Below are 14,184 nucleotides of genomic sequence, written 5' to 3' on the forward strand. Positions count from 1 at the left end.
TTGTTGCGGGTGCAAAAGTAGCCCCTTTATTTACATTTACAAGCTTTTTTGTTGCATAATTTCAATGTTTTTCAAAACTTTCCCTTAACATACTGATAACACCAAACTTACAACATGATCTTTTTTAGGCTTTATAAGGGCTTTCCTAACACAAAGGACATTTTCGCGATAACCTGTTTGCAAAAACTCCCTCTTTTAGAGATTTTATACCATTGAATTCGATTTATTAAGGATCATACAATAGTAACAACATAATAAATCCTTTACTGGTAATCTCTCATTGCGCAGAATTTTTGTAAAAACCGCTCCCTTAGCCCCGATAGAAGTGGAAATCCTTTTGCTTTTTCCTTTAAAAAGCAAAAGATTGAAACGGATAGCGGGAAAGAGCTTCTAAAGAAAATTCCAAATCTAAAATTCCAAAGGCTTCGACTTCGCTCAGCCGGATATAGTTGTTCTTATATAATATTAGGTATCAAAAAACAAACCCGACAGGTTTTGAAAACCTGTCGGGTTATGGGAATGAAATCTTACCTTATTATATAGGATAGAGAAATTATAAAAAAAGCGGCTATAAGTAGCCGCTTTAAATTGTAAAAACAATAAGTTTTATTTAATAATAAGTTTTTGAACTGATGTGTTACCATCTTGTTCTACCTTTATTATATAAACTCCAGTTGAAAGAGCAGAAACATTTAACTCATTCTTTTCTATTTGAACTGAAAGAAGTTTTTTTCCTGACATATCAGATACTAAAATGTTTTTAGCACTATTTGATGCTGTCTCTATATGTACTTTTCCGTCTACAACAGGATTTGGATATAAAACAAAACCTTTTATTGTATTAGTAGGCAATCCCAAGCTACAAACAGTACTTGATACATTTACGGTACGAGTAGCTGTTGATTCATTTTGCAATGCATCTTTTACCGTATAAGTCAAGATATACTGACCTGTTGTATTTACATCAACAGTACCTGAAACCACAACTGCAGAAGTTAAATCTGTATTTAAATTATCTGTCGCAGTATAACCTGCCTCTGTGTAAACACATCCTTTGTCTATAGAAACAACTGCATCTCCTAACAGCGTTAATGTAGGCTTAGCAACTTCTATTGTCACTGTCCAATATTCAATAGTTCCGTTTTGAGCCGTTACGTTATAAACAACCGGTGCAGTATAGTTTAATGTTGTTACTCCGCTATTTTGAATATAAGTACCAATACGCAACGTTGCAAAATCTGAAATTTGAACATTAGGAACCAGCGTGCTAAGATTAGCATTATTATTAACCAAAACTTTTACTGTTTTTAATGTTGGATCAATAACACTTGTTCCTACCTGATTAGCTACTGAGTAATTAATAATACTTGCCTGAACATTTTTAGCATTAATCGTAACAGTATAATTCGTTTGAGAAAGTTTATTTTCTGAAATTACTGTCACCAAAAAGCTATTAGTATAATTTGAAGCAATTGCTTTTGAATTCAATTGTTTTACTCCGTCAATATAAAGTTCAGCTCCCGGAGAAACGGCGAAATCTGCTACTAAGTTTGTTACATCATAACCAAATGGTACTGTTTTAGTAGCATTATTTCCAACAATATCAGTATTGATTTCTTGTGGTAATCCAGGGTTTGAAACTGTTTTAAAATCATAAGAAAGTAATTTGCTTTCATTGCTTAGACCTGTAATCACTTTTACTGTGTAAGTTTCAGTAATTCCGGTATTAAAACCAACACCTTCAACTGTTACAGTAACAGGATTTGTATAGTCGTTTGCAGTTACTCCGCTAATTTGAGTAGTACCGTTTATTTTTGCAATACTCTTCATTCCTAATGAATAATTAGCAATTGCTGAAGTTATATCAGCACCATCATTTAATAAAACTGAAAATGTTTTAGTTGGCACATCGTAAGAAGATGAAAGCTGGTTTACAAAATCTAATTTTTGCAACAGAACTGGTACGTTCCAGAATTTTCCTTCTCCGATTCCGTTAGTATCTGCATTTGTTACTACAGCGGTATTATCACTTATTGTACTATCAAAGACAAATTGTTTGTCTCCTTCTGTAAAAGAGTAATATGCTAATAATCCAGGTTCGTTTCCAATATATTTTGTCATTGAATTAGCGGCAATTGTTGCCTGACTACGAACTCCTGCCCAAATACGAACTTCGTCAATATTTCCGTTTAAACCACGAGCTAAACCTGCATTATTTCCTATGTAAGCTGCTGCAGCTGCATTAGAAGAAGCCGCACCGGCAGTACCTGTACTTGTAAAAGGAACTGAAACTCCATCTATATAAACCGTATAGACATTAGCTGCACTTACTGTAAAAGCAATATGATGCCAAGTATTTTGTTTTATAGAATTTAATCCTGTATTTATTACATATGATCCGGCCGCAGTTGTAATAGAAACAACTAAACTGTTCTCTTTGTATATTGATAAACTACTATTATTATGTATAAATGCCAATACTGTACTTTTATCTAAAAGTCTACCAAAAACTGATGGTGCTTTTTGATTCACCCAAGTTTCAAATGTATAGTTATTGGTAAGGTTTAAAGCCGGAGTAACATCTGTTTTAATGAAATCATTTACTCCATCAAAAGTTCCGGTAACATTTGTAGCATAATTTGCAGCATGCGAAAGCGTTACTGATTTTGCATCATTTGTAGGATCTGTATCTGCCGGTAATTGTGTGTAAACATCAATTGTATAATCACCTGGAGCACCTAAATTAGCTTTTGTAGTAAATGTAAAATTAGCAGTTGCAGCCGGAGCTATTGTAGCTGTAAAATTCTGAACTACTTCTGTACCTCCATTAATTTTGTATGCAACTGGGAAATTCGAAATTGGTGAATTTGAAAAATTACGAATCAAAGCAGTAACTGATACTGGTGCATTACCTGGTTTAATAGGCGCAACTATTCTTTCTACGCTTGCATCTGCAGCTGTAAAAGGTAATACATTGATAGTGTATTCTTCTACTTCGAAATCACTTCTTGAACTGGTTAATCCGTCAAAAGTTGGTCCAAGATTAACGTTATAGTATTCTGATGGTGAGCGGAACATGTGTACGACTCTCATCAATTTTTCACCAGAAGTTGTACCTGCAGGAATTGTTAAACCTCCTACTAATGTAAAATTGTTTCTGAAATAATGTGTGCTTGTAGTTGATGGAATAGCCGGTGATGCAGAAGTTGGTGTAGTATTTACCCAAAATGTTCCTGCATAAAATTCATCTGTTAAATTACCATCTCCATTTAAATCAATTACGATCATTGTAAACACTCCTACTGCAGACGCTGACTGATCTCTTGTAATTGGAGTTTCTGGTTTAGTGATTGTAATTTCTGGTTGATAAGTAAAACCAGCATACACCGGAATTTTTACATTTTTAAAATCAGAATATGCTGTAGTCCCTGAATTATTTACGACATCATTCCATTTTAATCTTGAAATTGCATAACCGTTTGTATTAGTATGAACCGGTAATTCATTTTTATTATATACTATTTTTTCAATTGCATCATTAGCAGCATTATCATCTGCTATGTCAACTCCACTTTTGATTGTGTAAGTAGCGTCAACAATAGATAAATCTGCTTTGGTTGTAAAAGTAAAACTTGTAGTTGCATAAGCTGCGATTGTAGGAACAACATCAGTAACTTTTGCCCCTCCATTTACCTGATAAAAAACAGGATAGTTGGTTAAAACATTTGGCCCTAAATTACTAACTCTTATTGTAATGTCATGTGCATTACTTTTTTTACCTAAAACCTCAGGCGTTACAATAGAAGCAATTCCTGCATCATTTACCACTGGTTTTGCAACACAAGTTATATCTGCAATCCATCCTCTTGCGTTTTCTATTTGATCTGAAGTGAATCTAAAAGTTAATTCTCCTCCAACAGCTGTAGAAGTTAATGATGGTGGTAAATTACTTGCTGTATAAGTACCTAATAATGTAGACGCTGTCGTAGGCCCATTATAGATATATAAGAAATCATAATCTGGTTCCAGATCAAAGTCAGTAAAGTTAACATTGATACTGCTTCCTGCAGTCGCTGGTTTAAAAGTTATGGTTTGAGTAAGCTGATCCGGATAATTTGCATAACGAGTTCCAGCATCCGTAAATACCGCTGAACAAGTAGTTACAGTTGCAGTTGATCCCATTAAAATATCAGTTCCTACATTAGTAACTATTTTTTCAATTGTATTATTATCTACAACAGCATCTCCAGTGTAATTTACATTAGCAGTTACCGTATAAACACCCGGAGCTGAAAAATCTGCTTTTTGAGCGAAATCATAAGATACTTCACTAAGTGGATTTAAAGGTCCCGGAATAGTTTCAACTACTTCTGCCCCGCCATTAATTTTATAAGAAACCGGTATATTGCTTACTGCAACCGGAGAATGGTTGTACACTTTTATTTTTACAGTTTCTGCAGCTGTAAGTCCTGTATTAGGAGTAAGTGAAGATAATGCAAGATCTGTTGCTGTAGCTTCAAAAAGTGAAACGTTATCAATAAATACTGAATTATAAACATTCTCACTACTCACCACAACTACATCATTATCAATAACTGATTGAAAAGCAATACTAAATGTAGTTCCTGCATAAGCTGATAAGTCATATACTAATTCAGTATTACCTGCTAATGCTGTTCCTCCATATACACCTACATTTTCGTAACTATTTATAGGAGTTCCATTTACTACAACTCTAAAAAAGTTTTTATTTGCTGGTCCAACATTATTCCAAATTAAATTAAATTTAAGACGAAGTGCTTTCCCTGCCAAACTTGTAGCATCTATATCACAGAAAGATACTTTTTGAATAAAATTTGGATTATTAGTAAAAGCATTTGCTGTTGTACTTGCTACCCAAGGAGCTGATGGTGCTTCGCCAGATCCTGACATTTTTGCCCCGTCTAAGAAATCAGGATCAATATATTCATATTTTATTGTTCCTGTTACACCTTCAGTAAATACATAATTACTTGCTTTTCTATTGTTGAAATTTTCTAAAAATGGTAAACTCAAAGCGTTAAGAACCGGTTGAGAAACTGGCTCTACATTTACAGCTCTAACTCTTTCAGAAACAATTCCGGTTGCAATATCAACAGTTCTTACTGAAAACCAGTTGTCATCTCCTGCTGTAATATTTGCAAAAGTATAAGTAGGGTCTGTAACTGTTGCTACAACATCAAACTTATATCCATTCATCTTTAAAACTTCATATTTGGCACCTGCAATTGGATCCCAATCCATTTTATAAGATGATGTACCACATACAGCTGGCGCAATAACCAAATTTTTAGGTTCTGTAATAATATTAAAAACAGCTGTTGAAGCATCTACTTTTGTACCAGCACTCACTCTTACTTTAGCATTCGCAACGATTCCTGCAGGTACTTTCCAAGCAAAATTTCTAGCTGCAGATGGAATATCTTTTGCAATTATCTGATAAGTAACACCTCCGTCAACTGAATATTCTAAGGTAAAGTTTTTAGCTTCACCTTCGTAATCCCAACGAATATACTCTGTAGTTTCTGTATTAAACTTTTCTCCTCCTATCGGATACGTCAAAATTAATTCTGGAGCTACATAATCGTATACTACAGAAAATTCCTGAGTCGCCAATGGAACTCTTGATCCTGAAACAACAATTTTATACGTTCCCGGTGCAGGATTGTCTAAAGTTACCTGTTCGATATTATTCATATTATCTACTCCACGAACAGCATTTGCGTTTGGTGCAGTTGGGTTTAAAACCCATGGCAAAGTAGTTACACCATCTTTTATAATTTTAATATCTAAGTCATTTACCTGAACTGCAGTCGCTCCCGGTGTACCTTGCAAATCTGAATAGGCAAGCATCACTTTTAAAGCCACTAATCCTGCAGGAACTACAATATCTTTCTCATAAGTTGCTCCATTAGCAACCGTTGCTGTATAAAACATTTTATTATCTAAAGCTTTAACGGCTCTTAAACCGTTTAAGTTACCAAATCCATATTTATAATCAGGACCAGGATTACCGGCATCTTTTGCAGTATTTGTCACTAAAGCTTTCATTAATGAAGCCAGTGGTTTTGTACCATAAATGTTTTTATATCTTTCATAAAGTAAAGCTACAGTTCCTGTTGTTCCAGGTGTTGCCATAGATGTTCCGCTCATTACCTGATACGAATTACTATAATCTAATGAATACACATCTGTACCAACTGCAGCAATCTGAGGCACTAAACGTCCGTCAATTGTTGGTCCAAAACTACTATAACTACTGATCAAATCATCAGGGTTATTTGCAGCAACATGCAATGCATTTTTTGAATTTTTTGTCGATGTATTAAAACCTCCGGGATATGCTGTTTGTGCATTTCCATTAGAATATATCGTTAAAAGATAAGGAAACACAGTTGTAACATTATCATCACCACGATCACCAGAATTATATCTTCCTGTATTATATCCTGAAGTTAAGTTTACACCATAAGAATTTGATGTTAACTCGATCCCATCCTGGTTAGCTGCAATAATTCTTTCTTGCTGAACAGTTAAGCCATTTGACTGCACATTAAAATTCCAACCATACATTTGAACTTCCGGTGCCATTCCTCTGGCTTTTGGATCTAATAAACCAGCTCCTCCAATAGTTCCTGAAACGTGATCTCCATGTGAAGAATTGGATTCATACTCTCTATTAATTACTCTTCCTGTGTGATCTTTATGTTGTTCAAGATTACCATCCCAAATACCAACTTTTACCCCTTTTCCAGTTAATCCATAACCTAAACCAGGAATTGCAGATCCTAAAACATTTGCTTTATGTGAACTTACACCTGGTTTGTTATCGCTTTCAACCGGCGCAGGAACTAATTCTATGTTTTGTACCCAATTAAATTTTGCAATTTCTTGCAATTTTTCTTTTGTAGCTTCTATATAAACTTCATTAAAAGAAGTTTCATTTTTACTGCCTTTGATAAACAAAGAAGCTAAATCCTGTTCGATAATTTTAGCATCAACACCTTTAAAATAGCTGACAACAACTTTTATTCCGTTAGTACCTCCTGAGGCATAATCCGGAATCGCATTATCAACAATTATAGGATCTAATTTATATTTTGGATCTACAGTAATTGCTGCTCTGATATTATCAGAAACGGTGCTTTTACTATAAAACTCAGGAGCAATTGCAGCATAATAAGCATTACTGGATAAATAACTCAGTAAAGTTACTCCCTGCGACTTCAACTTTTCCTGCTCTTCTACAGAAGGGATTTTTGTAAACTGCAACAAAGTATACTCGGTTTTAGTATTTTGTTTGCTTGTAGCTTTTTTGTCTTTAAACTGTTTACTAAAATTTGCCGTGGTTTCGATTTTATTTCCATTTAAGGAAATTGTAAAATCGGTGGGTCCCTTTTGCGACCACATGGTGATGGTCAATAGCAACATAAATAGACTAAGTAATTTTATTCTCATAATGTAATATATTTTGGTTAACAAATGGTTGCGAAGAGTAAACCTACAAATTGAAACCTTTAAAAACAAATAATATATACATGAAATTTGTTAAAAAAAGAACACAATTATACCTTAAGCCACAAATATCTAACAAAAACACAGCATTAGTCGACCATTCCGATAGAAATAAAAATTACCATAAAGTAAGTAAATTCTCTTTTTTTGAAAATTTACTGTAATCCAAAAATTATATTAATAAAAAAAGACTTACAAGTAATTTCTGTAAGTCTTCGAATGTAAATTTAATGTAAATATTATTTTGGCTCTTTAACCTGTTTGGCTTTTATTTGCCAATGATTCATCAGATCATCATAATTTACAGGATTAGCTGGTTTCTGATTCACTAATCTGCCAGACTCAAATGCCCTGAGAAGAATAGTTTCTATCAAATAATCCTCATTTGATTCATATGGTTTATATTCTGTTTTTAAACTAATATCAAATAAGTTGGCGGTAGTATTAGAAACAAAAGCTTTAAAACCACTTTTCAGGGTTTTAATCAATTCATAAGTCGTAATTCCGGTTTGTCGATGAACTAATTTTACCAGAATTTGCCCTTGTTTACGGGAAAGTTTTTTAAGTCTTTCTTCGAATTCGTTATTAAGATAATCTTCTACTATCTTAAAATACTTTTTCTTTTCGCGATTGGTTTTCAAACGTGCCATTCCCTGATTCAAAGCTGTTAAACGATCTGCAGCTAACTTAGCATAAGGATATACTTTGTAAACTCTGTTTTGAAGAATCAAAAATTGTTTTTGTGCTTCAGGATCAAGCTTTTCTTTCGAAATAATAATTTCAGGCAATTCGATTGTATCGTTCAGGATAGAATCCTGTTCCGTCAATATATACCCCATTTGTTGATTTTCTTTGGGTGTAACCTGAGCTTGACTTGTAAACGAAATCAATATTAAGAATAAAATGCAGTAGGTAAATTTCATTGAATCATAATTTAAGTGTAAAATTATATATTTATATACAACTCTAATACCAAATTTATAAATTAGCTAAAAAATATTTTATGAGCACAGAATCTATCTTAAAAGATACCTCGATTGCTTTCCTGGAAAGCTACCTAAATAACGCCTCTCCTACCGGATATGAAAGTGAAGGACAAAAATTATGGATGAATTATTTAAAACCTTATGTAGATACTTTTATAACAGATACTTATGGAACGGCTGTAGGAGTTATTAATCCTGACGCCCCTTTTAAAGTAGTTATTGAAGGCCATGCAGATGAAATTTCATGGTATGTAAATTATATTACTGAAGATGGTTTATTATATGTAATACGAAATGGTGGCTCAGATCACCAGATTGCACCATCAAAAAGAGTTCATATTCACACGAAAAAAGGAATTGTAAAAGGTGTTTTTGGCTGGCCGGCAATTCATACCCGTTTGCGTGATAAAGAAGAATCTCCAAAAATCAGCAATATTTTTATTGATTTAGGTTGTGAAACTAAAGAGCAGGTTGAGGCAATGGGCGTTCATGTAGGCTGTGTAATTACTTATCCGGATGAATTTATGATTTTGAACGAAAATAAATTCGTTTGTCGTGCCATTGATAACAGAATGGGTGGTTTTATGATTGCTGAAGTGGCACGTTTACTTCATGAAAATAAAAAAACACTTCCGTTTGGTTTATATATCGTAAACTCGGTTCAGGAAGAAATAGGTCTTCGCGGTGCAGAAATGATCGCTCAGACTATTAAACCCAATGTTGCTATTGTTACAGATGTTTGCCACGATACAACAACCCCTATGATTGACAAAAAAGTAGAAGGTGATCTTAAAATGGGTAAAGGACCTGTTATTGCTTATGCTCCGGCGGTACAAAATAAATTACGTGATTTAATTGTTGATATTGCAGTCGAGAATAAAATTCCTTTTCAGCGTCATGCTACTTCTCGTGCAACAGGTACAGATACTGATGCTTTTGCTTATAGCAATGGCGGAGTTGCATCTGCATTAATTTCGTTGCCTTTGCGTTATATGCACACGACTGTAGAAATGGTTCACAGAGACGATGTCGAAAATGTGATCCAATTGATTTATCAATCTTTATTGAAAATTGAAAACAATGAAACTTTTTCTTATTTTAAATAAGAGAAGATCTAAAAAAACGCAAATTCGGTTGTTTTTATAAATAACCGAATTTGTAAATAAACAATAAAATGAAAATACTATTACTCGAAGACGATTTTACTTTATCTAAAGAAATCTCAGCATTCTTTACTTCAAAAGGATTCGAGTGTTTTGCTTATTATGATGGCTCTTTATTACTAAAAAAATATTTTCCTTACGATTATGATTTAATCGTTCTGGATATTAATGTTCCCGGAATTAACGGAATTGATGTTTGCAAAGGGATTCGTGAACTTGATAAAAAAACACCAATAATTATGCTAACCGCCTTTAGCGAAATCGAAGATAAACTCGCTTCTTTTGATAATGGTGCCGATGATTATTTAGTAAAACCTTTTCATTTTGAAGAATTATACGCCCGAATATCATCACTTTTACGACGAAAAGATATTCCGCAGCAAGTAGAGAAAAAGATTCTTATAAATGATTTGGAAATTCTGGAAGATGATATGAAAGTTTTTCGATCAGGTGAAGAAATAAAACTCACTCCAAAGGAATTTAAGTTAATTTTGATCTTGGCTCATGCCAAAGGAAAAGTTTTATCGAAACAATTTATAGCCGAAAAACTTTGGGACTATCATATCGAAACCAATCAAAATACTATTGAGGTTTACATTAACTTTTTAAGAAAAAAAATAGATAAAGATCACGAGACAAAACTTATTCGAACCAAAGTTGGTTATGGATATTACTTGAGCGACGAAGAATGACATTAAAAAACCGAATATCACTTTTAGTAAGTTTATTATTTACAATCCTCTTTGGATTGGCTTCTACATTGATATTTGTTTTATATTCTAACTTTAGAAAAGACGAATTTCGAGACCGTCTTGAAATCAAAGCCCTCTCAAACATTAAACTTTTAGTCAATGTAAAAGAAGTCGACAATCAGCTTTTAAAGATGATTGATCAAAACTCCATCAATAAGTTATATGATGAAAAAACATTGGTTTTTGATTCTAATTACAAACTTATTTACAGCAGCATTGACGATGCTAAAATTAAATGGTCGATTGATGATCTAAAGTATTTAAAAAAGAACAAAACCTTTTTCAAAAAACAAGGAAACTATGAAGTCTACGGTGTTTTTTATGATACCAAAGACAGAGATTTTTATGCATTAATATCAGCGACGGATAATTTTGGGCAAAGAAGATTGCTGTTTTTAAGATATACCTTAGTGGTTTCTTATATTCTTTTTACCTGCATTTGCTGGGTTGTTACGTCGATTACGGTAAAAAAATTGATGAGTCCGCTTAATACATTTCATCAAAAAATAAAAAACATAAACGAAAACAATCTGGATACTCGTGTCGAATCAAAAAGTAATAAAGACGAGATTGATTTGATTGCCAATGAGTTCAATTTTATGATGGACAGAATTGAGATTTCCTATCAAAAACAAAAAGAATTTACCGCACATGCTTCTCATGAGCTTAGGACTCCGTTATCCAGAATCACTTCTCAAATCGAAAATGTAATTGCCGACAGCAAAACAAGTGATGACAGGAAAAGTTTTCTAAAAAACATTTTATCAGATGTAAATCAACTAACTGAATTAATCAATTCACTGTTGATTCTATCTAAAATAGACAATAAAATGCACGAAAATAATGAAGTTCACCGCTTGGATGAAATCTTATTTTCGGCAATTGAAAATTTGAATAAAAGTTATCCTGAGTTTGTAATTTTATTTGAAATAGAAGAAAATGATAACCTCGATACTGCTTTAGAAATAAAAGGAAATAAAAATTTACTGGAGATTGCTATTAGCAATGTTCTTAAAAATGCCTGTGTTTACTCAGACAATAAACAGGCAAAAGTAATTATTAGTTCAAAAGAAAATAATAATCTGATTATTGCCATTTCAAACACCGGAGCAACATTAAATAATGAGGAACAAAAAATTCTTTTTCAACCTTTTATGCGTGGTCAAAATTCTAAAGGAACATCTGGTTTTGGTCTTGGTTTACGTATCGTTCAGCGTATTTTGACTCTTCATAAAGCTACTATAACTTACAGTGTTCCAAATATTAACACGAATTTATTTCAATTATTTTTTCATTCGTAACTAATTTTAAGGTATTTTTAAGGTAGATTTTAAGCACTCTTAAAGTCTGGTGATAGCATATTTGTATAATTAAAAATAATACAATGAGAAAACTCTGTGCATTCCTACTTGTACTTTTCGGTCCTGTAGTATTGGCTCAAAAAACAGTTACGCTTCAAGACTGTGAAAGCCAATTTCTTAAAAACAACCTCTTTTTACTCGCATCACAATATAATATTGATGCATCGAAAGCACTGACTATTCAAGCCAGAATTTGGGATAATCCAACAATAACTGCAGAATTAAATGCTTACAATCCAGAAAGAAACCAGTATTTTGATATTGGCAAAGAAGGTCAAAAAGCATTTGGAATTGAACAGTTAATTTATTTAGGCGGAAAAAAACGCAATGAAATAAAGTTAGCTCAAGCCAATGAAAAACTGGCCGAATTGCAATTTAATGATTTGCTGAGAACCTTAAAACTACAACTAAGGAAAAGTTTTTTCACCGTTTATTACAACACAAAAAGCCTGGAAACTACAGATAAGCAACTTGTTCATATCGAGGACTTAATTAACTCTTACTCTATTCAGGCACAAAAAGGAAATATTCCTTTAAGAGATGTTGTGCGTTTGCAATCGTTATTTCTAAACTTCAAAAACGAACGTATGGAAGTTGTAAATGATAATATCGAAGAGCAGGCAAATTTGAAATTACTCTTAAATACAACTGAAAATGTAGTTCCGGAAGTTTCTAAGGAAGAATTCAATAAATACATTCAGACAATTCCGTTTGATCTTAAAGCTTTTCAGGATGATGCCATTGCGAATCGCCCTGATTATCTGATGAAACAAAAAGATATTGAAGCCAATGAATTGAATATAAAATGGCAAAAATCACTTTCTATTCCTGATATAACAGTTGGAGCAAATTATGATCAGCGAAGCGGAGCATTTAATAAAGAAGCAAATTTGACATTAGGAATTCCGTTACCGCTTTGGAATAAAAACAAAGGAAATATCAAGTATGCACAAACAATTTTAGAACAATCGAAAGTTGAGAAACAAAATTTTGATCTGCAACTGCAAACCGAAATCACATCGGCATGGAACAAATGGGATGAATCCCGAAAAAACTATGTCGTTATAAAACCTACTGTTAATTCTGACTTTGAAGCAGTTTACAACGGCATCCTGACTAATTTTCAAAAACGAAATATCAGTTTATTAGAATTTACGGATTTTATGGAAAGTTACAATCAGGCTTCTATTCAGGTAAACGAATTAAAGAAAAAAGTAGTGCTTTCAGGCGAAGAATTAAATAGTACCATCAACAAAGACTTATTCTAAAACGAAACAAAATGAAATATAAACTAATTATAGGAATTGCTCTTGTGAGTTTATCAATAGCAAGCTGCAAAAAAGAAGTTGAAAATCCAGACACAAATACATCTTTTGCTTTAAGCGATTCGATGCTAAAATCAACTACAACAGCCGAAGCCAAAACACAACCCGTAAAAAACGTATTGAGTTTTTACGGAAAAATAACTGCTGACAATAATAAAATGATTGACGTTTATCCGCTTGTTGGCGGAAATGTAATTAAAGTAAATGTCGAACTTGGTGATTATGTGCGCAAAGGTCAAGTTCTCGCTACCATAAAAAGTACTGATATTGCCGATTTTGAAAAGCAATCAATCGATGCTAAAAATGATTTGTTAGTAGCAAAAAACCACATGAAAGTTGCTCAGGAATTATTTGACGGAAAATTAAATTCTGAAAGTGATGTCCTTCAGGCAAAATCAGAGGTCAATAAAGCTCAGTCTCAATTAAGCAAGATTCAGGAAACCTATAAAATTTATAATATCAAAGCCGGTTCTATTTATGAAGTAACCGCTCCTATTAGTGGTTTTATCATTCAAAAAAGCATCAATCAGGATATGCTTTTAAGAAATGACCGTTCAGAAAACATCTTTGATATTGCAGAGATCAGCGAAGTATGGGCACTGGCAAACATTAATGAAATAGATATTAATAAAGTAAAATTAGGTATAGATGCTGATGTAACTACTTTAAGTTATCCAGATAAAGTCTTTAAAGGAAAAGTAGATAAAATATTCAACGTTATAGATCCTGAAACCAAAGCGATGCAAGCGCGTATAAAATTACATAATCCGGATTATATGCTAAAACCTGATATGAATGCCAATATAAAACTATCCTACAGCGAAGGAGAGTCTATGATAGCCGTACCAAGTAAAGCAATAGTTTTTGATAAAAGTAAAAATTTTGTAATGGTATTTAAAGACCGTAACAATATAGAAACCAGACAAGTCGAAGTTTACAGAGTAGTTGGGGATATCACTTATATCTCAAGCGGTATAAAAGAAAATGAAAAAGTTATTACCAACAACCAGTTATTTATTTATCGCGCTTTAAACGAATAAGAC

At 33.0% G+C, this 14,184-nt stretch carries 7 protein-coding genes; 5 read left to right on the forward strand and 2 right to left on the reverse strand.

All coding sequences use genetic code 11. From position 1 onward, the window contains the following. Positions 1–606 precede the first annotated feature (606 nt). Both BXU01_RS22595 and BXU01_RS22600 read right to left on the reverse strand, forming a co-directional pair. Positions 607–7,497 carry a S8 family serine peptidase gene (locus BXU01_RS22595; protein WP_083695914.1) on the reverse strand — a complete coding sequence of 2,297 codons (6,891 nt, stop codon included), beginning with the start codon at positions 7,495–7,497 and terminating at the stop codon, positions 607–609. 296 nt (positions 7,498–7,793) lie between these two features. Then, entirely contained in the window at positions 7,794–8,477 is a 684-nt protein-coding gene (locus tag BXU01_RS22600; RefSeq protein WP_083695916.1) for a DUF4294 domain-containing protein, read from the reverse strand. Positions 8,478–8,557: 80 nt separating this feature from the next. On the opposite strand from BXU01_RS22600, the gene BXU01_RS22605 reads away from it, so the two are divergent. The 5 genes from BXU01_RS22605 (at position 8,558) to BXU01_RS22625 (ending at position 14,181) form a co-directional block, all read left to right on the forward strand. After that, entirely contained in the window at positions 8,558–9,646 is a 1,089-nt protein-coding gene (locus BXU01_RS22605; protein ID WP_056249277.1) for a M42 family metallopeptidase, read from the forward strand. 68 nt (positions 9,647–9,714) lie between these two features. Next, entirely contained in the window at positions 9,715–10,395 is a 681-nt protein-coding gene (locus BXU01_RS22610; RefSeq protein WP_083695919.1) for a response regulator transcription factor, read from the forward strand. After that, positions 10,392–11,756, forward strand: coding sequence for a HAMP domain-containing sensor histidine kinase (locus BXU01_RS22615; RefSeq protein WP_083695922.1), 1,365 nt, complete (start codon positions 10,392–10,394; stop codon positions 11,754–11,756). Before BXU01_RS22610 ends, BXU01_RS22615 begins: the two co-directional genes overlap by 4 nt. A gap of 83 nt (positions 11,757–11,839) precedes the next feature. Next, positions 11,840–13,084, forward strand: a complete 1,245-nt coding sequence (locus BXU01_RS22620; RefSeq protein WP_083695924.1) for a TolC family protein — start codon at positions 11,840–11,842, stop codon at positions 13,082–13,084. Between the two features lie 11 nt (positions 13,085–13,095). Then, positions 13,096–14,181, forward strand: coding sequence for an efflux RND transporter periplasmic adaptor subunit (locus BXU01_RS22625; RefSeq protein ID WP_083695926.1), 1,086 nt, complete (start codon positions 13,096–13,098; stop codon positions 14,179–14,181). Positions 14,182–14,184: the final 3 nt, after the last annotated feature.

This window comes from [Flexibacter] sp. ATCC 35103, assembly GCF_001975985.1.
Taxonomy (GTDB): domain Bacteria; phylum Bacteroidota; class Bacteroidia; order Flavobacteriales; family Flavobacteriaceae; genus Flavobacterium.

Coding starts and splice junctions, on each gene's coding strand:
- BXU01_RS22595 (WP_083695914.1), bottom strand. CDS start 7,497: ATGAGAATAAAATTACTTAGTCTATTTATGTTGCTATTGACCATCACC.
- BXU01_RS22615 (WP_083695922.1), top strand. CDS start 10,392: ATGACATTAAAAAACCGAATATCACTTTTAGTAAGTTTATTATTTACA.
- BXU01_RS22605 (WP_056249277.1), top strand. CDS start 8,558: ATGAGCACAGAATCTATCTTAAAAGATACCTCGATTGCTTTCCTGGAA.
- BXU01_RS22610 (WP_083695919.1), top strand. CDS start 9,715: ATGAAAATACTATTACTCGAAGACGATTTTACTTTATCTAAAGAAATC.
- BXU01_RS22600 (WP_083695916.1), bottom strand. CDS start 8,477: ATGAAATTTACCTACTGCATTTTATTCTTAATATTGATTTCGTTTACA.
- BXU01_RS22625 (WP_083695926.1), top strand. CDS start 13,096: ATGAAATATAAACTAATTATAGGAATTGCTCTTGTGAGTTTATCAATA.
- BXU01_RS22620 (WP_083695924.1), top strand. CDS start 11,840: ATGAGAAAACTCTGTGCATTCCTACTTGTACTTTTCGGTCCTGTAGTA.